The sequence below is a fragment of the Roseibium sp. genome (genome assembly GCF_051016195.1).
GTDB lineage: Bacteria > Pseudomonadota > Alphaproteobacteria > Rhizobiales > Stappiaceae > Roseibium.
Genome location: NZ_CP134616.1, coordinates 4,036,621 through 4,057,586, shown reverse-complemented (window position 1 = coordinate 4,057,586; position 20,966 = coordinate 4,036,621). Strand labels below are relative to the sequence as shown.

19 protein-coding genes are annotated in these 20,966 nt (G+C 58.8%); 13 read left to right on the top strand and 6 right to left on the bottom strand.

From position 1 onward, the window contains the following. Positions 1 to 115 precede the first annotated feature (115 nt). The gene (locus RDA78_RS18435; RefSeq protein ID WP_434051277.1) at positions 116 to 1,888 is read left to right on the top strand and encodes an EAL domain-containing protein; all 1,773 of its coding nucleotides are present in this window, start codon (positions 116 to 118) and stop codon (positions 1,886 to 1,888) included. Positions 1,889 to 2,149: 261 nt separating this feature from the next. Here the strand turns inward: RDA78_RS18435 and murI are convergent, their stop codons facing one another. Genes murI through RDA78_RS18420 form a run of 3 tightly spaced genes read right to left on the bottom strand, consistent with a single transcriptional unit; the run spans position 2,150 to position 4,698 of the window. Beyond that, complete coding sequence (gene murI, locus RDA78_RS18430) at positions 2,150 to 2,965, bottom strand: glutamate racemase (protein ID WP_434051276.1); 816 nt, start codon at positions 2,963 to 2,965, stop codon at positions 2,150 to 2,152. After that, positions 2,955 to 3,764 carry an RNA methyltransferase gene (locus RDA78_RS18425; RefSeq protein WP_434051275.1) on the bottom strand — a complete coding sequence of 270 codons (810 nt, stop codon included), beginning with the start codon at positions 3,762 to 3,764 and terminating at the stop codon, positions 2,955 to 2,957. The genes murI and RDA78_RS18425 overlap by 11 nt, the downstream gene beginning before the upstream one ends. Before the next feature lie 52 nt (positions 3,765 to 3,816). Further along, positions 3,817 to 4,698 (bottom strand): LysR family transcriptional regulator, encoded by an 882-nt coding sequence (locus RDA78_RS18420; RefSeq protein WP_434051274.1) that lies wholly within the window; start codon positions 4,696 to 4,698, stop codon positions 3,817 to 3,819. Between the two features lie 92 nt (positions 4,699 to 4,790). Between RDA78_RS18420 and RDA78_RS18415 the strand changes: the two genes are divergently transcribed. The 3 genes from RDA78_RS18415 to RDA78_RS18405 all read left to right on the top strand — a co-directional run bounded on the left by RDA78_RS18415 (position 4,791) and on the right by RDA78_RS18405 (position 9,649). Beyond that, complete coding sequence (locus RDA78_RS18415; RefSeq protein WP_434051273.1) at positions 4,791 to 5,870, top strand: L-dopachrome tautomerase-related protein; 1,080 nt, start codon at positions 4,791 to 4,793, stop codon at positions 5,868 to 5,870. 574 nt (positions 5,871 to 6,444) lie between these two features. Beyond that, a complete protein-coding gene (locus tag RDA78_RS18410; protein WP_434051272.1) occupies positions 6,445 to 7,014 on the top strand; it encodes a hypothetical protein in 570 nt (189 codons plus the stop codon). Positions 7,015 to 7,432: 418 nt separating this feature from the next. After that, positions 7,433 to 9,649 (top strand): NADP-dependent isocitrate dehydrogenase, encoded by a 2,217-nt coding sequence (locus RDA78_RS18405; protein WP_434051271.1) that lies wholly within the window; start codon positions 7,433 to 7,435, stop codon positions 9,647 to 9,649. A gap of 625 nt (positions 9,650 to 10,274) precedes the next feature. On the opposite strand, the gene RDA78_RS18400 is transcribed toward RDA78_RS18405, so the two are convergent. Next, positions 10,275 to 11,231, bottom strand: a complete 957-nt coding sequence (locus RDA78_RS18400; protein WP_434051270.1) for an AraC family transcriptional regulator — start codon at positions 11,229 to 11,231, stop codon at positions 10,275 to 10,277. Between the two features lie 179 nt (positions 11,232 to 11,410). Here RDA78_RS18400 and RDA78_RS18395 point away from each other — a divergent pair, with 179 nt between their 5' ends. The 7 genes from RDA78_RS18395 (at position 11,411) to RDA78_RS18365 (ending at position 17,896) form a co-directional block, all read left to right on the top strand. Beyond that, positions 11,411 to 11,782 (top strand): SPW repeat domain-containing protein, encoded by a 372-nt coding sequence (locus tag RDA78_RS18395; protein ID WP_434051269.1) that lies wholly within the window; start codon positions 11,411 to 11,413, stop codon positions 11,780 to 11,782. Between the two features lie 217 nt (positions 11,783 to 11,999). After that, positions 12,000 to 12,485: a YHS domain-containing (seleno)protein gene (locus tag RDA78_RS18390; protein WP_434051268.1), complete on the top strand. Its 486-nt coding sequence runs from the start codon at positions 12,000 to 12,002 to the stop codon at positions 12,483 to 12,485. Positions 12,486 to 12,856: 371 nt separating this feature from the next. Continuing rightward, on the top strand, positions 12,857 to 14,053 hold the full coding sequence (locus RDA78_RS18385; protein WP_434051267.1) for an RNA ligase RtcB family protein: 1,197 nt from the start codon (positions 12,857 to 12,859) through the stop codon (positions 14,051 to 14,053). Further along, a complete protein-coding gene (prfH, locus tag RDA78_RS18380) occupies positions 14,050 to 14,742 on the top strand; it encodes a peptide chain release factor H (protein ID WP_434051266.1) in 693 nt (230 codons plus the stop codon). The genes RDA78_RS18385 and prfH overlap by 4 nt, the downstream gene beginning before the upstream one ends. A gap of 68 nt (positions 14,743 to 14,810) precedes the next feature. Further along, positions 14,811 to 15,545, top strand: a complete 735-nt coding sequence (locus tag RDA78_RS18375) for an HAD family hydrolase (RefSeq protein WP_434051265.1) — start codon at positions 14,811 to 14,813, stop codon at positions 15,543 to 15,545. Between the two features lie 295 nt (positions 15,546 to 15,840). After that, entirely contained in the window at positions 15,841 to 17,058 is a 1,218-nt protein-coding gene (locus RDA78_RS18370; protein ID WP_434051264.1) for an NADP-dependent isocitrate dehydrogenase, read from the top strand. Positions 17,059 to 17,254: 196 nt separating this feature from the next. After that, positions 17,255 to 17,896, top strand: a complete 642-nt coding sequence (locus RDA78_RS18365; protein ID WP_434051263.1) for a glutathione S-transferase family protein — start codon at positions 17,255 to 17,257, stop codon at positions 17,894 to 17,896. 3 nt (positions 17,897 to 17,899) lie between these two features. Here RDA78_RS18365 and RDA78_RS18360 read toward each other — a convergent pair whose 3' ends face one another. Continuing rightward, positions 17,900 to 18,595, bottom strand: coding sequence for an aspartate/glutamate racemase family protein (locus tag RDA78_RS18360; protein WP_434051262.1), 696 nt, complete (start codon positions 18,593 to 18,595; stop codon positions 17,900 to 17,902). Between the two features lie 61 nt (positions 18,596 to 18,656). On the opposite strand from RDA78_RS18360, the gene RDA78_RS18355 reads away from it, so the two are divergent. Beyond that, on the top strand, positions 18,657 to 19,127 hold the full coding sequence (locus tag RDA78_RS18355) for a hypothetical protein (RefSeq protein ID WP_434051261.1): 471 nt from the start codon (positions 18,657 to 18,659) through the stop codon (positions 19,125 to 19,127). Positions 19,128 to 19,160: 33 nt separating this feature from the next. Here RDA78_RS18355 and RDA78_RS18350 read toward each other — a convergent pair whose 3' ends face one another. Beyond that, entirely contained in the window at positions 19,161 to 20,432 is a 1,272-nt protein-coding gene (locus RDA78_RS18350; RefSeq protein ID WP_434051260.1) for a cyclic nucleotide-gated ion channel, read from the bottom strand. Positions 20,433 to 20,794: 362 nt separating this feature from the next. Here RDA78_RS18350 and RDA78_RS18345 point away from each other — a divergent pair, with 362 nt between their 5' ends. After that, complete coding sequence (locus RDA78_RS18345; protein WP_434051259.1) at positions 20,795 to 20,920, top strand: hypothetical protein; 126 nt, start codon at positions 20,795 to 20,797, stop codon at positions 20,918 to 20,920. Positions 20,921 to 20,966 lie beyond the last annotated feature (46 nt).

Here is a 20,966-nt window from a genome sequence, read left to right as displayed (position 1 = left end):
TTAATATCAGTGGCAAATGAGGGCATGACATTACGAAAAGAAGGGCTCTTGCGCCCCTGGCTTGTTTCCAGGATCCAATATGCACGCCAATATCAACCCTCCGCAGGATACGGACTTGGGTATCTCAGCAACCGAATTGCAATCCGCTGAGGCCTGTTGCAACCAGGTCGACTTCCTGCTCCAGCCGGTCGCCGACATCGGAACGGGCGTTGTCTACGGTTACGATGCGCAACCGCAGATCGTCGACAGCTCCGTTGTCGAGAGTTTTGAAAGCCTGACCGAGGTCGCATTCAATGCGGGCTTTCTGCCCGAATTGAACATCCGGCTCTTCGAAAAGGTGCTCGCGAATTTCAAGAAGCTGCGGATTGCGCAAGGAACCAAACTCTTCTTCAAACTCGATGGACGGGACCTGGGACACCAACGTCGTCCCGGGGCAACATTTACGTCGTCATTTACGTCCAAGGTGACCGATGCCGGATTGCAGACCCACCAGATCTGCATCGCCTTTTCGGAGCGCCACCGCCAGGCCGTCGCCGATGGCATCGAACATGCCATAGACGATCTGCGCGACTCCGGCTTCATGATCGCCCTTGTGGAGTTCGGGCAGGCGTCCTCGGAGCTGCGCATGCTGCACGACCTTTCGCCCGATTACGTCAAGATCGACCGGTTCTTCCTTGCCAACGTCGACAGCGATCCGCGCAGAAAACTCTTCGTGACGACGGTGGCGAACCTTGCTCACGTCCTTGGCGCCCGCGTGATCGCGCAAGGCACGGAAACAGAGCGGGAATTCAAGGCATGCCGCGACATCGGCTGCGATCTTGTTCAAGGCGCGTTCGTTGCCGGTCCGATTTCAAGACCTTCCTCCGTGAAGCTGTTTTATGAGCATTTGAGACGACCGGAAGCCGGTCTGAAAAAGCGCACTGAACAGGACAGGATACGCAGCGAACTGATCCAGCTGCCGACAATCAATCTCCATGCCTCGATGGGAGAGCTTCTGGATATGGTCGTTTCCAACCAGGAGGGAAACGCGATCCCGGTTGTCGATGACAATCAGGAGCCACGCGGTTTCGTCCACGAACGGGACCTGAAGAAGTATCTCTATTCCGGCGCGCATACAGATGAAAAGCCGAACCTGGACCTGAACGCGCCGATCAGACCCTTTGTCCGCGCCTGCCCGATTGCCGACATCAATTCAAATGCCGACATGCTGTTGGTGACCTTTGCCTCCTCGATCAACTCCGACGGCATCATCCTGACCGAAAACTTTCACTACGCCGGCTTTCTGTCGGCAACGTCGCTCCTGAAGATAATCCACGAGAAACGCCTCCAGGAGGCCCAGGACCAGAATCCCCTCACCCGCCTTCCCGGCAACAGCGCGGTCACACGCTACATCGCCGAAGCCGCGCGCAAGGGGAACCAGGAGCGTCATCTGTGTTACCTCGACTTCGACAATTTCAAACCCTTCAACGATACCTATGGCTACAAGCAGGGCGACCGGGCCATCATCCTGTTCAGTGAACTGTTGCAGCGGCACGTATCCGGCACCGGCACGTTTCATGGCCATGTCGGCGGCGACGATTTTTTCGCCGGGTTTCAGCAGATGGATCAGACAGACGTTGCTGCCCGGCTGCTCGCCCTCAAACGCGCCTTCAGGGATGACGTGGAAAGTTTTTACGATCCGGTCCACCGGGAACAGGGTTTCATGGAGGCACAGGACCGTTTCGGCACGACCCGGCAATTCCCGCTGCTGCAGTGTTCGATTTCAATCCTGAGCCTGTCCAGGGGACTGACAATGCACCCGGACGCGCTGAACGATGAAATCAGCAATCTTAAGCTCGAAGCGAAGCGCTCGGATGACGGTATCGTCGTCAGGAGCCTTGCCGCTTAAGGTACGGCCCCAAAAATGAAGTCAATTTGGTTTGGATCGTTTTGACCAACTGCGAGAAGCGAAAGCGCAGGAAATGTGGTGCATTTTCAAGCCTTGCGCGACGTGGCAGATGGCCAAAACGGCCAAATCCGAAGGACGGCAAAATGGCTTCACCCCGCAGCGTCACCGCGCTTGACCGGGCAAAAGCCCGCTCTGCACACGCTTCCTCCCGAGATTCTGCCATTTCTGCCGCCAAATCGTCTTCATTTATGGGTCCGTACCCTAGGTCACGAGCGTCAGTCCGAATCCCGCCAGCAGACGCATCAGCACCGGATCTGCGGGCGCAGACGTAAACACGGCACAGTCCAACGCGTTAGAGGGCGCGCTCGCGGCATTGTCTTCCAGCACGCGCACCAGTTGGCGTGCGATGGCTTCGGCCGGATCCAGCCAGTCTACGGGCCACGGAGCGAGCTTGCGAAAGCGGTTCGCCAGAAACGGGTAGTGCGTGCACGCGAGCACCACGACATCCGTCCTTCTGCCGTCCTGTTCCAGGAAACAGTCAGAGATCTCGGCAAAAAGCGCTTCGTCCGCGACATCCTGGCCGCGCAGGTGTCTTTCGGAGAGTTCGGCTAGCTTGTCAGAACCGACCAGGCGCACGTGGCACTGACTGGCAAAGCTGTCGATCAAGGTGCGCGTATAGGCTCTGCGCACCGTTCCGGGCGTCGCCAGAACGGATATGAGACCGGACGATGTCTGTTCCGCTGCCGGCTTAATTGCCGGCACTGTGCCGACAAAGGGCGTGCCGGGATGGGCTTTGCGCAGCGCTTCGCCGGCCAGCGTGAATGCGGTGTTGCAGGCAATCACCACCGCCTTCGGCCGGTGGTCCGCGATCAGGTTCTCAAACAGCGCCAGCAGACGCGCCTTGAGGTCTTCCTCGGCCCAGCGACCGATCGGAAAGGCGGCATCATCCGCCACATAGAGCAGGGTTTCGTAAGGCAGCAGGTAGCGCGCCTCGCGCAGGACGGTCAGGCCACCGAGACCGGAATCAAAGATCAGGACCGGTCCGTCGCGACGCGTCTTGCGGCCCTCAGTCTCCACGTCCCTCACCACGATCCTTGCGCGGCCGCGGCTCGCGCTTTTCCAGCGACGCGACAATGCCGCGAAGCGCCCGCACTTCCTGTTCGGTCAGTTCGGCTTTCTGGAAGATGTTGCGAAGCGTGCGCACCATGTGAGGTCTCCGCTCCGGCGGCCGGAAGAACGTCACCTCGTCAAGCGCGCCTTCCAGGTGTTCGAAGAAGCGCAGGACATCTTCCTTCTTTGCTGGAGGATGCTCGTCTTCGGACAGAATGAACGGAAGTGCGCCGGATGTTGCCGTCTTGCGCCATTCATAGGCACAGACAAGAACCGCCTGGGCAATGTTCAGGGATGCGAAATCCGGGTCGACCGGCAGCGTGACGATCTCGTCGGCCAGCGCAACCTCGTCATTGTTGAGGCCCCAGCGCTCCCGGCCGAACAGGTACCCGGTCGCATGCCCCTTCTCTCCGAGCTCCACGCTCTTGTGTGCCGCTTCGTCAGGACCGCGCACGGGCTTTGGTACCTCGCGTGAGCGTGCCGTCGTTGCATAGACGAATTGAAGATCCGCAATCGCCGCCTCGACACTGTTGAAAACCTGGACCTTGTCGATGACGTGGTCGGCTCGGCTGGCGGCAGCCCGCGCCTTTTCGCTCGGCCATCCGTCACGCGGATTGACGATCCGCAGATCAACGAGCCCGAAATTCGCCATCGCCCGCGCAGCCGTACCGATGTTTTCCCCGAGTTGGGGTTCGCACAGGATCACGGCGGGCGGCTTGGCCGTCACGGCCCGGGCCTCGTCTCTGATTTTTGCATTCTTGCTCATGCTGCGGGGTTTAGCGCTTCCGGGGAAAAATGAAAAGCACGTGCAAGGACGATCAGCGGCCGAAAGCCCGCCTGGCCACTTCGTGAAAGGCTTTCGTCTTGCGGCCGGATCGGCTTTCGGCCGCAAAAACGAACCAGACGGGCGCTTCAGGTGCATGGAGGCATCCCGGCAGGACTTCGAGCAGCACGCCTTTCTCAAGTTCGTCCTTAACCGCCATGCGCGACTTTACGGCGATGCCGAGCCCCTCCACCGCCCCGGTTGTCAGCATGTCGGAGTTTGACACCGCGATGCTTCTGCTGACCGTGAACGGACGCTTGCGGCCTTTCGCGTCGTTCATGTCGAAGCGTGTCTGCCAGGGAAGACAGACCCACGGGCAATCCCTGAGATCGTCCACGGTTTGCGGTTCACCGTGGGTTTTCAGAAGCGTTGGCGACGCACAGACGATCCGGTCATTGTCACTCAGCTTCCGGGCAACAAGTGCACTGTCGGCGAGCTGACCGACACGGATCGCACAGTCCTGTGCCTCTTCGACCAGCGGCACGAAACGGTCGACCGCCAGAAATTCGATGGTGAGGTCGGGATTTGCCTGCCGGAACTCCCCCAGGACGGGCATGATGAACCGGGACAGGATCCACGGAGACATGGTGACGCGCAAATGCCCGCGCAGGCGCGCCGTGCCGCTGCCGACCTCCATCTCCGCCTGCTGCAGGTCGTCGAGGATCATATCGACCCGTTCCAGAAAGACCTGTCCCTCGTCGGTCAGCCGGAACGTCCGGCTGTTCCGGTGAAACAGGGTGACGCCGAGCGCTTGTTCCAGTTTGGCGATCCGGTGGCTGGTTGTCGCCGTCGAAATTCCGAGCTGGCCGGCCGAAGAGGTAATGCCGCTGTTTTTGGCGACAGTGACGAAGGTTTGCAGGTCCGCAATGCTGTACATTCGATTTTTTCTAACGCTGCTTTCGAAATTCAGGGAGTTCTGTTCAAAATCTAAAACAATTAAACCCTCCTCATCAACATATGGAGGAGCCCATGAAACGCTTTTTGGCAGCCGCCGGTCTCAGCGCCGCCCTGATCTTCCCGGCCGCTGCGGACGGCATCGAGACGTATCTCGACTTCGACAAGTCCATGCCGCCGGGCAACCTGGCGATCGGACCGGACGGCCGCATGTTCATGTCGGTGCACGAATTCTACGGCCCGGAACTTCGTGTCGTTGAAGTGATGAAGGATGGTTCGACGAAACCCTATCCGAGCGAGGCCTGGGCGCGCGCGCCCCAGGAAGACGGTGACGGCCTGAAAGGCGTGCTCGGGCTGCGCGCCGACCGGGACGGCATCCTGTGGATGCTCGACGGTCAGGGCGAGAACCAGACGGGCCGTGTCGTCGGCTGGAATACGAAAACCGAACAGTTGCATGCGATCCACTATATCGGTGCTCCGGTCGCCCGGCCGACCTCGTTCCTGAACGATCTCGCCGTCGACCGCGATCACGAGGCCATCTACATCTCCGACACGGGTGACGGGGTGAACTCGGCCCTGATCGTCGTCGATCTTGAAACGGGCCGATCGCGCCGCGTGCTGGAGGGTTCGCAATTCACCACCCCGGAAGACACGCCCATGGTAATTGACGGACGCGAAATCCTGCTCGGTGGCAACCCTGCGAAGATCGGCGTGAATCCGATCACGGTCGACCCGACCAACACCTGGGTCTATTTCGCCCCGATGACGGCCAGCGCCATGTACAGGGTCCGCACGGCCGATCTCCTGAATGAAGACCTCGCCGACGAGGACCTTGCAGAACGCGTGGAACGTTATGGCGACAAGCCGATTTCGGACGGTTCCACCGTTGATACGGGCGGCAATGTCTACATCACCGCGATGACGGACAATGCAATCGGTGTCACCAGGCCTGACGGCAGCTACGAGGTCCTGTTGCAGTCGGATGAAGACCTGCCCTGGCCGGACGGCTTCTCGATCGGTGCGGACGGCTATGTCTACGCGACCATCAACGAACTGCACCGCTCGCCGGTCCTCAATGGCGGTGAAGACGCATCGCTCGGCACCTACAAGATCGTTCGCTTCCCGGCCCTCGCCGATGCGGTCAGCGGCCGCTAGACGCACTTTCCATTACGACGACAAGAAACCCGGCAGGACACGCAGCCGTCTTGCCGGGTTTTCTTGTTTTTGCGAGATGGCAGCAGCATCTGGACCTGAAGCAAGGCTCCAAAAGACGGAAGAATACTCCGTCATTCCGGACAAGTGAGGCACAGCCGAACGCCGATCCGGAAACCAGACATCAGTGTGAGCGAAGCGAACGCGCAAATCTCTGTTTTGGAAGATGCGGCGCCACCGGCGCGAGATGACTTCTCGAGTCCGGGTCGCCGCCCAGCTGCCGCTGCACATGTCCGGAATGACGTAGCGGCGTTTGCGGTGCCTGCCCCCTCTCCCATTTTGTCATCCCTGCGAGGGCAGGGAACCAGTAAACGCTGATCCCACAAGTTTTGATCCGGGAGCCGCCGGCGTATTACGACTCGGATCTACGCTGCGCCCCGTCCGGAATGCCAAAAGCAGAGCCCTTTCAATCCAGACACATGAGGCAAAGTCGAATGCAGTCCGGAGGCATAACGCCTTCTTAAAACCTCAGGTTTATGGATTTGAGTTCTCCATCAAAGGGCGTTATTTCGAAAAAATGGACTTCGATCCGAACAAAACAGTCAAGATCAGGCGGTCAGTTGTCAGCCTGTTTGTGTGGTTCGTCGTAACTTCACTCCTGGCGGCCTTCGGGGGCCTGACAACCTGGAAAGTCATCACATCGGGCGGGATTGAGGTGGAAAACGGCCTGACCGGTCTGTTGTTCCTGTTCGGCTGTGGTTCGCTCGCATGTCTGAACCTGAAGCGGCTCTGGAACGCAACTGAGCCCGTAGTTCTGATCGGGCCCAACGGATTTCACGACAAGCGTGTGTTCAGCCAGCCAATCCCTTGGAACGTCGTTCGGAATATCTATGTCAGAAAGCACGATTTCAGCAGGATTCTGTACATTGAGGCGACCGAATTTGAATACATCATTCCCAAATACATTGCTTGGCTGAAACCCTTTCGAAAGTATCACGACTTCTACCCGATCGGTGTCCTCGCCTTTGAAACGCGTCTCCTCGAACCGCTTCTGAGGGCATATGCCATCACCTGGAACGGTCGAAGCGACAACGAGCAGCCATCCGCACTGACGCTTGTCGATAGACATTTCTCCCCTGTTTGTTAGGGTACGGACCCATAAATGCAGTCAATTTGGTTTGGATCGTTTTGACCAGTTGCGAAGAGCGAAAGCGCAGGAAATGTGGTGCATTTTCAAGCCTTTCACGACGTGGCAGATGGCCAAAACGGTCAAATCCGAAGGACGGCAAAATGGCTTTACCTCGCCGCGTCACCGCGCTTGACCGGGCAAAAAGCCCGCTCTGCACACGCTTCCTCCCGAGATATTGCCATTTCTGCCGCCAAATCGGCTTCATTTATGGGGCCGTACCCTGGAACGTGGCCGATCAACAGCCTTTGTCTTTCGAAGGGCTGGCTTTTGATTGCGTACAATTGTATACGCTAGGCGAAATTCCGATCCCGGGGGCCAGATCCCGCCCCTGGCGAGCACACGTCGAACACATCGAACACTGGGAAATGTGAGCACCATGGCCGATATCATCTACACCAAGGTCGACGAAGCGCCCGAACTGGCAAGCGCCTCGTTTCTGCCCATCATCCGCACCTTCACCAAGGCAGCAGGACTTACCATCGGCACACGGGACATTTCGCTTGCAGGCCGCGTCCTGGCGAGTTTTCCCGAATACCTGACCGACGACCAGAAGCAGTCCGATGACCTTGCCGAACTCGGCCAGATGGTCAAGCAGCCGGACGCCAATGTCATCAAGCTGCCGAACATTTCCGCCTCCCAGCCGCAGCTTAATGCCGCGATCACGGAGCTGCAATCGCAGGGTTACAAGCTGCCCGACTATCCGGCGGAACCGGCAAACGAGGAAGAAAAGACCGTCAAGGCAAAATATGATGCCATCAAGGGTTCTGCCGTGAACCCGGTCCTGCGCGAAGGCAATTCCGACCGCCGCGCCCCCAAGGCCGTCAAGGAATACGCCAAGAAAAACCCGCACCGCATGGGCGCATGGTCCAATTCGTCCAAGACACACGTCGCTACAATGGGTAAGAACGACTTCTTCTCCAACGAAAAGTCAATCACCGTCCCGGCTGTCTCCACGGGGACCGCGAAGATCGAATTCGACGCAAACGGCGGTGACCTGACCGTTCTGAAGGCTGACTGGCCGCTGGAAGAAGGCGACGTCATCGACGCGACTTTCATGAGTGTCAAGGCATTGAAAACGTTTCTGGAAAAGGAAATTCAGGACGCCAAGGACCAGGGTGTGCTGTTCTCGTTGCACCTGAAAGCCACCATGATGAAGGTCTCCGACCCGATCCTGTTCGGCCACTGCGTCAAGGCGTTCCTGAAAGACGTTTTTGAAAAGCATGCCGCGACCTTCGCGGAACTCGGCGTCAACCAGGATCTCGGTCTCGGCGATCTGGACGCCAAGGTTGCCAGCCTGCCGGCGGACAAGCGCGCGGAAGTGGAAGCCGACATCAAGGCAGCCCTCGAAACCGGTCCTGATCTTTACATGGTGAACTCCGACAAGGGCATCACCAACCTGCACGTTTCCTCCGACGTCATCATCGACGCCTCCATGCCTGCCCTGATCCGCGCGGGTGGAAAAGGCTGGGGCCCGGACGGCAATGAACACGATTCCAAGTGCGTCATTCCGGACAGCTCCTATGCCGGCGTCTATTCCGCCGTGATCGATTTCTGCCGCGAGAACGGCGCGCTCGACCCCGCCAAAATGGGCACGGTGCCGAATGTCGGCCTGATGGCGCAGAAGGCCGAGGAATACGGCTCTCACCCCCAGACCTTCAAAGCCCCCGCAGACGGTGTCATGCGCATCGTCGACGAGACAGGGAACACGCTGATTTCCCATGAGGTCGAGGAAGGTGACATCTGGCGCGCCTGCCGCACAAAGGACGCACCGATCCGCGACTGGGTCAAGCTGGGCGTCACCCGGTCGCGTCTTTCCGGCATGCCCGGCGTCTTCTGGCTGAACGAGAAGCGCGCCCACGACGCGGAACTGATCAAGAAGGTCAACGCCTACCTGCCGGAACACGATACGTCCGGTCTCGATCTGAAAATCATGGCACCGACCGAAGCGGCCAGATACACCACCGAGCGGATTGCCCGCGGCGAGGACACGATCGCGATCACGGGCAACGTGCTGCGCGACTACCTGACCGACCTTTATCCGATCCTGGAAGTCGGCACCTCGGCCAAGATGCTGTCCATCGTGCCGCTGATGAACGGGGGCGGGCTCTTCGAAACCGGCGCCGGCGGCTCTGCCCCGAAGCACGTCCAGCAGCTTCAGGAGGAAAACTACCTGCGCTGGGATTCCCTCGGCGAATTCTGCGCGCTCGGCGCGTCTCTGGAGCACCTTGCCAACGCCAAGAACAACGCCAAGGCGCAGGTCCTGGCCGATGCCCTCGACACGGCGATTGAAGGCCTGCTCGACAACGATAAGTCCCCGGCGCGGCGCGTCGGCGGCCTCGACAACCGCGGCAGCCATTTCTACATCGCGCTTTACTGGGCCAAGGCCCTTGCCGCCCAGGACAAGGACGCGGAGCTGAAAGCCCAGTTCACACCGATCGCGGAAGCGCTGTCCGCCAATGAAGACAAAATCGTTGGTGAACTCAACGGCGTTCAGGGTTCTCCGGCCGATACGGGCGGCTACTACCATGCCCCGCAGGCCAAGGTCGACGCGGTGATGCGCCCGAGCGCAACGCTGAACGGCATTATCGGCTAACCGTCCGGCCACAATAAGACTTGAGGGGCGGACTTTTCCGCCCCTTTGTTTTGTCAGACGATGTCTAGGGTACGGACTCATTAATCAAGTCAATTTGGTTTGGATCGTTTTGACCAGCTGCGAGAAGCGAAAGCGCAGGAAATGTGGTTCATTTTGAAGCCTTTCGCGACGTGGCAGATGGCCAAAACGGCCAAATCCGAAGGACGGCAAAATGGCTGCATATCGCGGCGTCACCGCGCTTGACCGGGCAACAAGCCCGCTCTGCACACGCTTCCGCCCGAGATCTTGCCATTTCTGCCGCCAAATCGGCTTGATTTATGAGGCCGTACCCTAAAGTTTCTCCACAATTGGTCATTTACCACCAGCGTCATTCCGGACAAGTGAGGCACAGCCGAACGCTGATCCGGAATCCAGAATGAGCGTGAGCAAAGCGAACCCGGAAATCCATGCTTTCGGAAAGTGTCGCGCCCAGGGCGCGAAATGATTTCTGGATTCCGGATCGGCGCGCAGCCTTGGCTGAGCTTGTCCGGAACGACGAAGGACACATTAGGTTGGTTCAGCCCAAAGCCGCTGAGCTAAGAACCTGGATCACGCTGCCTGACTCTCCTCCACAGATGACCAGCCGCTACACCCCTTCCGCTGCAAAAGCCGTTCCCAACCGCCGCATCTGGCCCGGGGTCTGATTGAACTGGCGCTTGAACGCGCGGTTGAAGGCGGCCTCGGAGCTGTAGCCGATGTTTTCCGCGATATCGATCAGCGGCAGGTCCGTGTCACGCAGATCGCGGCGCGCCTTTTCCATGCGCCAATGCGTGACGTAGGCCAGCGGTGTCATGCCGACGAGACTGGTAAAACGTTCCGCGAAAACGGTACGTGACATGCCCGCCTCCCGCGCCAGCGTCTCTATGGTCCAGGGTTGCTCGGGCGCTGAATGTATCCGGGACATGGAGCGCCCCAGCTTCGAATTGAGGACCGCGGCAAGGCACCCTGCCCTGTCGCCTTCCTGATCGACAAAGGTGCGCACCACCTGGATGAAGATGATCTCCGTGAGCCGGTGCACGATGGCATCAGCGCCCGGCAGGTTCGCACGCACTTCGCTGGCGACAAAGCGCATGACGGTCTCCAGCCAGTGCGCGTTCAGTGTCTGGGTATTGGGAACATGGATGACCTGCGGCAACGCATCGAGGATCGGGTGGACCGAACCGTCCTCGAACTCAAAATGTCCGCAAAACAGCTTGCAGCTCTGTTCTTCTTCCGGCCCGCCGTAATAGAGCGCACCATCACCCGTATACCCGGTTTCCTGAAGAACCTGGTCGACGCTCGCAGCCTCCCGCCCGAGTTCGTCGCACAGGACATGGGCGGCCCCGTGCGGGATCACGACCAGATCACCTGTTGCCAGATAGATGGGCTCTGCGTAGCCCTCGACCTTCAGCCAGCATGCGCCACGCATCGCCATGTGGAACCGGGCAACATGTCCGAAGGCCGGAACGGCGACCGCCCAGGGCGGTGAAAAACTGGTGTGAAAATAGATCGATCCGCGCAGCTTCAAAGCATCCAGGATCTGGCTAAGGGCATCGTTTTTCATATCTGGTCATCCCGAGTGTCGGCCTGCACCTTTTTGCGGCTTTCGTTGCCGTACCGCAAGTACGTCGGACGATCGGTCAATTTTGAGGGACTTTCGTGCATGGAACAATCGTCATGTGCGGATCATCTTGAGGTTCATGAGGCACACGCCTCTCATCAGTCCCAATCCAGGAGCACGACATGAATATCCGCTTTGTCACGAAAACCATCCACGCCTATCTGGACTATCCGGTCGCCCTTGGCCTCATCGCACTGCCGATGCTGTTGGGTCTCGGTCAATCCAATCCGCTTGCCTTCTGGCTTTCCGTTACGACCGGCGTTGCGGCGCTGATCCTGACCATCCTGACCGACCACGAAACCGGCCTGATCCGGGTCCTGCCCTATTCGTTCCACCTGATCGTCGATTTCACCGTTGGCGTGGTCTTCCTTGCGGCTCCCTTCGTCCTCGGCTTCAAGGGTATCGATCTTGCGTATTACGTCGTCAATGCACTCGCGGTCCTGACGGTCGTCTCCCTGCACAAGCCCGAGACCGGCCAACCGCAAGCGGCGTGAGGCAAACGCACACAAGCTACATGAGCCCTTGCAGACCTGTTGGCAGAAAAACGCCGGCCCTTGGCCGGTGTTTTTCGTTTTCCGGCACACTCCGGACGATCTGCAAATTCAGGCGACGTTTCGCGCATGGATCTATCGATGCCCTGAACGCAAGGTGACTACGGCTGGTGCACGGCCCAGCCAGGCAGAGCTCAAATCCATACAAGGAAAAAACATCATGTCTCTCTCAAAGACACTCATCGCCGCAACGTTGCTTGGCGTCGCCAGCCTGACCAGCCCTGGCTTTGCAGCGGACGAATACAACACGTCCAGCGGCCTGACCGCTGCCGGAGCTCCGCTCGGGATGCACGGCGTCGACCCTGTCGCCTTTGTCAATCTCGGCAACCGGATTGACGGCGCGGCACGCCATACGGCCGTTCACGACGGTGTCGCATATTACTTTTCGTCAAAGGAAACCATGGACAGGTTCACCGCAGATCCAGCAGCCTACCTGCCGCAAAATGGCGGCTTCTGCACGTTCGGTGTCTCCGTCGGCAAAAAATTCGACGGTGATCCGCAATACGCCGCCATTGTCGACGACAAGCTGTACCTTTTCCTGAACGAGGAGATTTTCCGCGCGTTTCAGAAGGACGAAGCCGGCACCATCACCAAGGCCGAAGAGAACTGGAAAAAGATCCGCACGACAGCCGCAAAGGATCTCTGACGGGGTTGTCCGGAACCGGACGCTGTACGTGAAACAGACATCAGGCGCATCCGTGGGTGCGCCTGAATTTCATTTAGGACGGCCCAGAAGTTCGGGTACCGGTGCGTTGCAGGTTGGCAACAGGGCCCGGCAAAACCCCGGGCAATGGCCGCTGCCGCTTGCGAACTGACGCGGTCAAGCTTATCTAGGCGCCACCGCATCGAGCGGTCCGAAGATTTTTGAAAACGGGACAAAAAGACATGACGACCATGTTGCGCGCGCCCAAGAAGGCGGCAAACCTGCACTGATCCGCATGTGCGGTGCGGTGGAGGCACTCCGGGGCATGCTGGACTTGCACCCGAAACGCATCCTGTTTTCAAAAGGGTTCCCAAATGGGCACTTCTCATGAGGAAGGGCCGTCGGCATCTGCTGATGCGGCGCCCGTCCAACGATTTTATTCCGGAAAGACCTGGATCGAAGGTGCTGCCGATGAGCAGCTCGATCTTGTGTCGCGAATGTCCGGTGTCTCCCGTGTTGCCGCGTTTCCGGATCTGCATCCGGGCAAATACGGCCCCGTCGGCAGCGCGATCCTGGCTGACCGCATCTATCCGCAGCTGATCGGCAATGATATCGGCTGCGGCATGAGCCTCTTTGCGCTCGACCTTCCGGCCCGCAAGCTGCGGCTCGACAAGGCCGCACAGAAATTCCGCGCGCTCGAAGGACCGTGGAACGGAGACGCGCAAGAACGCCTTGCTGTAGCGGGCCTTCCTGTCGACCTGCATCTACAGGCGCTCGGCACCATTGGAGGCGGCAATCACTTTTGCGAATTGCAAGTGGTGGATGAGGCAGACGAGAGCCGCCTTCCGGCAGACCAAGACCTGAAGAAGGGTGACCTGATGCTGCTGGTGCATTCCGGGTCCAGATCGCTCGGCATGACGGTGTTCGGGTCTGTGCTGGACGGCTTCTCCGGTCTTGATCCGGAGAGTTCCGCAGGCAAGGCATACCTTGTTGCGCACGATGAGGCGGTGCGGTGGGCCAGCCTCAACAGGCAGCTGATTGCCGAAAGAGCCGCGTTTGCCCTGCGCACCGATCTCCGCCTGGTCTGCGATGTTCCTCACAACCTGATCGAAGATCACCGGAACCTGCTGCTGCACAGAAAGGGAGCTGCAAAAGCCGACGGACCGCTGGTTCCGCTCGCCGGGTCCAGGGATGCTTACAGCTACGTGCTGGCGCCCAGCAACAACAAGCCCCGCGCCCTCGCCTCGCTGGCGCACGGTTCGGGCCGCAAATACGATCGACGGTCGATGGCGGGACGCGCGGGTGCAACCCGGTCGGATCGTGAGAGCCTCGTTCGGACATCGTTCGGCGGTCAGGTGATCTGCGAAGACCGCCAGCTTCTCATCGAGGAGGCCCCGAATGCATACAAGGACCCCGAACAGGTGCTGGACGATCTTTGCTCGGAAGGCCTTGCAGATTGCGTTGCGACACTCAAGCCGCTGCTGACTTTCAAGAGGGCAATCAGCGCAGATCTCTTGACCGCCCGCCAGGAAAAGCAGAACCGCTTGAATAAGCGGAGGGCAGAACGATGACCGCTTCTGTCCGCAGACATCTGCTCGTGACGAGCGGGGACGGACCGCGCGAATGCCAGCGGGCGGTCGCGCAAGTCCTGCGCCGGATGAAGGCCGAAGCAAAGACATCAGAACTGCGCTTTTCAGCCGAAGTCTCTGCGCCCGCCAACGGCAAGGATCCCTCCTCTGCGCTCGTGACACTAAGCGGCTCCGGCGTCGATCGTTTCGCTGATGCATGGATAGGCACGATCAAGTGGATCTGCAAAAGCCCCTTCCGTCCGCACCACAAACGGCAGAACTGGTTTATCGGCGTGTTCGAGGCAGAAAGCACCGAGCTACCGCAGTTCGATCTGGATACCGGGGTGCTCAGGGTCGAGACCTTCCGCTCCGGTGGCCCCGGAGGTCAGCACCAGAACACGACGGACAGCGGGGTGCGGATCAAGCATCTGCCGAGCGGACTTTCCGCCATCTCGACGGACGAGCGCTCACAGCACCGGAACCGGGAGGTTGCACTTGACCGGTTGAGAGCGCTTTTTGTTCTCAAGCGGGAAGAAAGCTATGCAAGGGACCGGTCGGCGCAAAACCGCTTGCACCGCCAATTGGAACGCGGCAATCCCGTTCGCATCTTCAAAGGCGAAGCATTTGCAGAGGTCGCAAATCGCACGGAGAAAGCCGCACGCTTTTTAACCGCATGGAGAATACGAATGTAGTCTCGCCTCCAGGCTTAAGCAGCTAAGCTTGGGCCGCACCAGACGAGCAAAGGAAACAGGACCGGCCAATGACGCAAGAGGATCTGCACAGCAGGAAAACAGGTATCACGGCGGTCCTCTTCGACAAGGACGGAACGTTGCTCGATTTTGATGCGACCTGGGGACCGGTCTACCGGCAAGCTGCAAGCATTGCCGCCAGGGGCGAGCCTGCGGACACGGAGCGTTTTCTGCTGGCTTCCGGCTTCGATCCGGCCACGGGCAAACCGGCTGCCGGGTCGTTGCTGGCCGCCGGAAACACAGAGGAAATCGCCGAGGCCTGGATCGCTGTCGGTGCTGACTTCAGGCTTGAGGACCTGACAGAGAAACTCGACCGCTTGTTTGTCGACAGGATGCACGATTCGGAACCTTTGCCGGGAATACGAGAGGCTGTCGATTTGCTCAGGGCGCGCGACTACGAGCTTGGTGTCGCCTCCAGCGACAGCGAGGCCGCGATCCGTGCGTTTCTCGCCGGAACCGGACTGGAATCACGTTTTTCGTTCGTCACGGGCTATGACACCGGTCACGGCCCAAAACCCGAACCTGGAATGGTGCATGGATTTGCCGAAGCAATTGATCATCCCGCGTCGCGTATCGCGGTGATCGGGGACAACATGCACGACATCGACATGGCCCGCGCTGCCGGTGCAGGCCTGACGATCGGCGTTCTCACAGGCACAAGCCTGCGTCAAGATCTCGAACCGCACGCGGATGTGGTGCTGGACAGCGCCGCTGATCTTCCAGAGTTCCTTTTCGATCCTTTATGAGCGGATGCTGCTAGTCACGTTCGCTTGTGCCGGTTCACCTTCATACGAGACGCATGGTGTCTCACATCACCTCGGCAACAGCACTCGGGAATCGCTGGCAACGAATGCGCCAGACACCGTCTCGCGAACAAAAGTGTCTCCCTGAAGATTCCGCACCTCTGCGTTCTGCAGAAGCTTTTGTTGCCATGCAAGCAAATATTGTATACAAGCGCGCACAATAAATTTCAGCTACAAAAGGTGCCTCAACACCTCCTGTCCATTTTCCGGCACCCGACAAAGCAAGGCAGACCCGTCCATGTCAAAGATCAAAGTCGACAATCCCGTCGTTGAACTCGATGGCGACGAGATGACACGCATCATCTGGGCTTTCATCAAGGACAAGCTGATCCACCCTTATCTCGATGTCGATCTGCTTTATTACGACCTCTCGATCCAAAAGAGGGATGAGACGGACGACCAGATAACCGTCGACGCCGCCAATGCAATCAAGAAGCATGGCGTCGGCATCAAATGCGCAACCATCACACCCGACGAAGCCAGGGTGGAAGAGTTCGGCTTGAAGCGCATGTACCGGTCTCCGAACGGAACCATACGCAACATCCTCGGTGGCGTGATCTTTCGTGAACCCATCATCATGCAGAACGTACCGCGCCTCGTGCCGGGATGGACGCAGCCGATCATCGTCGGCCGTCACGCGTTCGGCGACCAGTACCGCGCGACCGACTTCACCTTCCCCGGCAAGGGAAAGCTGACGATCAGGTTCGTCGGGGAGGATGGAACGGTCATTGAACGGGACGTCTTTGACGCCCCCTCCTCCGGTGTCGCAATGGCCATGTACAATCTGGACGACTCGATCCGCGATTTCGCCCGGGCCTCCTTGAACTATGCGCTTCAGCGCAAGGTTCCCTGCTACCTCTCCACCAAGAACACGATCCTCAAGGCCTATGACGGCCGCTTCAAGGATCTGTTCCAGGAACTCTATGACGCAGAATTCAAGGACAGATATGCCGAGGCCGGCATCTGGTACGAGCACCGCCTGATCGACGATATGGTCGCCTCCTCGCTCAAGTGGTCCGGTGGCTATGTCTGGGCCTGCAAGAACTATGACGGTGATGTCCAGTCCGACACGGTTGCCCAGGGCTTCGGTTCCCTTGGCCTGATGACATCGGTCCTGATGACCCCTGACGGAAAGACCGTGGAAGCCGAAGCCGCCCACGGCACGGTCACCCGCCACTACCGGCAGCACCAGAAGGGCGAGAGCACATCAACAAACTCGATCGCCTCGATCTTCGCATGGACCCGTGGTCTGGCGCACCGCGCCAAACTCGACGGAAACGACGAGTTGGCACGGTTCGCAAGCACACTGGAGAAGGTCTGCATCGACACCGTGGAATCCGGCCATATGACAAAGGACCTTGCCCTCCTCGTCGGGCCGAACCAGGGCTGGCTGACGACGACCGGTTTCCTCGACAAGATCGACGAAAACCTGGCGAAGGCAATGGCTGACACTTGAGTGGAACGGGAGAACGCTCCAGCGCGTGTGTCTGCTTGCACGCGCTTCATCGGACCACATCCTGAAAGGTGTGATCCAGGTCCTGTTTTCCGAGACTGACCGGGGCTAGACTTTCGAAGCCGTTCGGGCCAGCTCGCCTGAGCAGCAACGCGAAACACAGGCCAATGCTTCGCGCTCCGCGCGATTGAGGGACACCATGATCGAACTCTTCGGCGCTGACTATTCGGTTTACGTGCGGTCCGTGCGCCTCGCCCTTGAAGAAAAGGGACACGCTTACACCCTGTCGCCAATCGACGTGTTCGCTCCCGAAGGCGTCTCGGAAGACTATCTCTCACTCAACCCGTTTGGCAAAATCCCCACGCTAAGACACGACGATTTTGTACTTTTTGAAACGGGGGCGATCCTGCGTTACGTGGACGAGGCACTTGAAGGACCGTCCCTGCAGCCCGCTGGCACCCGGGACCGGGCGATCATGAACCAGATCCTGTCGATCCTTGATGCCTACGCTTACCGGACGTGTGTCTGGGAAATCTACGTGGAACGTGTTGCAAAAACCCGGAATGGCGCTACCGCTGATGAGGTCAGGATTTTGTCCGCGGTCGGAGAGGCCCGCATTGTCGTCAGCACACTGGAAAAGTTGATCGAAACCGGTCCCTTCATGCTCGGCCCCAACCCTGGTCTCGCGGACTGCCATGCTGCTCCGATGATGCATCTGTTTGCGCAGGCGGAGGAAGGCGCGATGCTTTTGAAGAGGGCGCCGAAACTGACCAACTGGCTTGAATGCATGCGGGCACGCCGTAGTTTCAATCAAACGGCGCCAGGCCCGGACACCGCATAGCCGTCAGGCGCTGAGCGCAAAATCAAGCGCGGCTTTCGCGTGCAGCGCCGTCGTGTCGAAAGCCGGAACTGCAAAATCGTCCCTTGATACCAGCAGCCCGATCTCGGTGCAGCCGAATATGACTCCGTCCGCACCGGCCATGATTTCCTTTTCCACGATGTCCAGATAGGTCTGCTTTGAGTCTGCCCAGATCTCTCCCTGGCAAAGTTCTTCATAGATGATCCGGTGGATTTCGATCCGGTCATCTTCATCAGGAACTTTCACGGAAATACCATGTTCGCGCTCCAGGTGGCCCTTGTAGAAATCCTGCTCCATCGTATAGGCCGTTGCCAGCAACAACGGATGGGAACACCCCGCGTCTCTGATGGCAGGTGCTGTCGCGTCTGCGATGTGAAGCAGCGGTATGTCAATTGCCTCCTGAACATCTTTCGCCATTTTGTGCATGGTGTTGGTGCAGATCAGGAGACAGTCCGCGCCTCCCCGTTCCACCTGTCGGGCCGCGGCCACCATGGCTTCAATTGCCTTGTCCCAGTCCCCGGCGGCCTGCAAGGCCGCAATCTCGGCAAAGTCGCACGACCATATCAGGCACCTGGCGGAATGCAGACCGCCCAGGCGCTCGCGCGCCATCCTGTTCAGAAACTGATAATAGGTGACTGTGCTTTCCCAACTCATCCCGCCAAGCAATCCAATGGTTTTCATGGTAGCGTTTCCGGGTTTCAAGATACGTTTCTTTTCGAGTCGGATGTCAGGGAAGATCATAATGCACAAGACGTTGAGACGGCATGGGTTCTTAGGTGTTTTTCATGGCCTTGCCATATCGGTCCTGAGCCTGTTTCTGATGGCGGGTGTCACACTAAGCGCTGCGGCACAATCCGTCTACGAGCCCTCGCGCGGTTCGGCGGAAAGGCGAGACATCCTCAACGCAATCCGGCCCATGGTGGAAGCGCGCGTCGGCCCACCGGTTGAGTTTGTGGTCAGCTGGATGCGGTCCGGGGCGGGCTGGGCGTTTGTCAACGTCAATCCCCAACGGCCAGGGGGCGGCAGGATCGATCCGTTTCTGACGACTTTCGCCAGCCAGGCGGAATATATGGACGGCCTGTCTACCTACGCCCTGCTCCGCTACCAGTATGACCGCTGGAACCTGGTCGATTTCGTCGTCGGCCCGACCGACGTCTTCTGGGATGGCGATCCGCTTTATGCCCAGGTTCCACCGGGCCCGACGCCCTATTGAAACAAAAGCGCGGCGTTCGGCACCGCACCGGTCTCACGTTTGTTTGGATGGCTCAGACGGCGTTTCTTCCTCGAAGGACAGTTCAGGCTCGTCACCGCCTTCACTTGACGATGCATAAACCCCTGCCTGATGAAGTTCTTCTTCTGCCAGTTCACCCAGCACTTTCTTGCCTTCATGGACCCGTTCCCGGGCTTCATCCATGATTTTCTTAGCAAGCGAGGCATCCTTGTCGAGCAGGCGATGAAGAGCATCCGACTCAAGAACGAGCAGCTGACAGTCGCGATAGGCCGTCACGGTTGCGGTTCGCCGGCTCTGATTGATGAGAGCCAATTCGCCGAAGAAGCTGCCCTCGCCGAGATAGACCGTGTCGTGCTTGAGGTTGATGGCCACCTCGCCTTCCGAGATGAAATACATGCGGTCCGCAACGTCGCCCTGGGCCGCGATGATCCCACCCTTGCGCACCTGCTGCGCCTGCAGAAGTTTCGACACTTCGGCGATCTCGGTAGCCGTCAGGTCCTCGAACAATGGCACGCGTGCGACCATGGACCAGGTCACCACGAAATCACGCGAATGGATTTCTCGGGCAAAAGCCGAAGCGATGATACCGACAGGAAGCGCGATCAGGCCATAGCCCATCAGCATGACAAAGCTGCCGAGCAGTTTGCCCAGGTTGCTGACCGGTACCACATCTCCGTATCCCACGGTGGTGATCGTAGTGATGGCCCAGTACATCCCGTGGAGAATGCTGCGGAACTTCTCCGGCTGAACATTGTGCTCGACGAGATACATCAGCGTCGCCGACAACAGGATCACGCCGAAGATGATCATACTTGATCCAAGCAAGGCCTTACGCTCGCCGACGACAGCAGAGATCAGCGACCTGAGCGCCGGCGAATAGCGGGCCAGTTTCAGGAAGCGCAACAGACGCAGGATCACGACCACCGTAACCGCTTGATTGGGCAGAAACAGAACGAACAGCAGCGGCAGCGCGCCGATCAGATCGATGATCGCATCGGGATGGACGGCATAGCGCAGGCGCGCCCAGAACGGGCCATAACGGCGTAGCGGCGGATGCAGGTCGGCGACGTAGATCCGCAGCACATATTCGACAAGGAAAACGAAACCGCTGCCAAGCTGCACGAAGCGCAGGTGATGGCCGAGAGTGGCGCGAACCTGCGGAACGGTCTCCAGAACGGCAAGCACGATGTTCAGGAGAATCAGAAAAACCAGGAAATGGCGCAGTGATCGCGCTGCAACCCGTCTTTTGCCTGTATCTTCAAGCACTTCGTAAAGTGCCCGCTTCAAGCTTTGCTCCTGCACCGCTCGCTCCAGTCTGACAGCCAGTACATTCATGAATAGCCCAACATCGGCCCGTTACAAAATTGCGCCTTCCGTTCGATCACATCGTTCACGCAAAGCTGTGAGAATCCGGCGCTCCAATGTGATTGGGCAAAATTGTCGCAGATCCCATCTGTAGGGTACGGACACACAAGTGAGGCCGAAATGGTTTGATCCGGTTTGGTTCTCATCAAGGAGCGGAAGCGCGGGAACTGGACTTCATGTCTGAGCCTGTCGCGACGTGTCAGATGGCCAAAACGTTCCAAACCAGATTGACTTCATTTATGGGTCCGTACCCTGACGTGGGCGCAACCGAAAAGGAGAACGATATGACGATTGAAACGAACAAAGCCCGTGCCGCCGAGACATCACCGCATCACGTGGTGCTGAAAATGCTGATTGTCTCGACCTTTGCAACCGCTGCCGCATTGGCATTGGCCGCGGCCCTGAACTGATCCAACCCGAACAGTTCCTCATGAAAAAAGCGTGCCCGTCAGGCAC

Bases quoted from the DNA above. Each gene is read 5' to 3' on its own strand.
- RDA78_RS18375 (WP_434051265.1), top strand. From the start codon at position 14,811: ATGACGCAAGAGGATCTGCACAGCAGGAAAACAGGTATCACGGCGGTC.
- RDA78_RS18415 (WP_434051273.1), top strand. From the start codon at position 4,791: ATGAAACGCTTTTTGGCAGCCGCCGGTCTCAGCGCCGCCCTGATCTTC.
- RDA78_RS18355 (WP_434051261.1), top strand. From the start codon at position 18,657: ATGCACAAGACGTTGAGACGGCATGGGTTCTTAGGTGTTTTTCATGGC.
- RDA78_RS18400 (WP_434051270.1), bottom strand. From the start codon at position 11,231: ATGAAAAACGATGCCCTTAGCCAGATCCTGGATGCTTTGAAGCTGCGC.
- RDA78_RS18390 (WP_434051268.1), top strand. From the start codon at position 12,000: ATGTCTCTCTCAAAGACACTCATCGCCGCAACGTTGCTTGGCGTCGCC.
- prfH (WP_434051266.1), top strand. From the start codon at position 14,050: ATGACCGCTTCTGTCCGCAGACATCTGCTCGTGACGAGCGGGGACGGA.
- RDA78_RS18410 (WP_434051272.1), top strand. From the start codon at position 6,445: ATGGACTTCGATCCGAACAAAACAGTCAAGATCAGGCGGTCAGTTGTC.
- RDA78_RS18360 (WP_434051262.1), bottom strand. From the start codon at position 18,595: ATGAAAACCATTGGATTGCTTGGCGGGATGAGTTGGGAAAGCACAGTC.
- RDA78_RS18370 (WP_434051264.1), top strand. From the start codon at position 15,841: ATGTCAAAGATCAAAGTCGACAATCCCGTCGTTGAACTCGATGGCGAC.
- RDA78_RS18385 (WP_434051267.1), top strand. From the start codon at position 12,857: ATGGGCACTTCTCATGAGGAAGGGCCGTCGGCATCTGCTGATGCGGCG.
- RDA78_RS18405 (WP_434051271.1), top strand. From the start codon at position 7,433: ATGGCCGATATCATCTACACCAAGGTCGACGAAGCGCCCGAACTGGCA.
- RDA78_RS18425 (WP_434051275.1), bottom strand. From the start codon at position 3,764: ATGAGCAAGAATGCAAAAATCAGAGACGAGGCCCGGGCCGTGACGGCC.
- RDA78_RS18345 (WP_434051259.1), top strand. From the start codon at position 20,795: ATGACGATTGAAACGAACAAAGCCCGTGCCGCCGAGACATCACCGCAT.
- RDA78_RS18420 (WP_434051274.1), bottom strand. From the start codon at position 4,698: ATGTACAGCATTGCGGACCTGCAAACCTTCGTCACTGTCGCCAAAAAC.
- RDA78_RS18395 (WP_434051269.1), top strand. From the start codon at position 11,411: ATGAATATCCGCTTTGTCACGAAAACCATCCACGCCTATCTGGACTAT.
- RDA78_RS18365 (WP_434051263.1), top strand. From the start codon at position 17,255: ATGATCGAACTCTTCGGCGCTGACTATTCGGTTTACGTGCGGTCCGTG.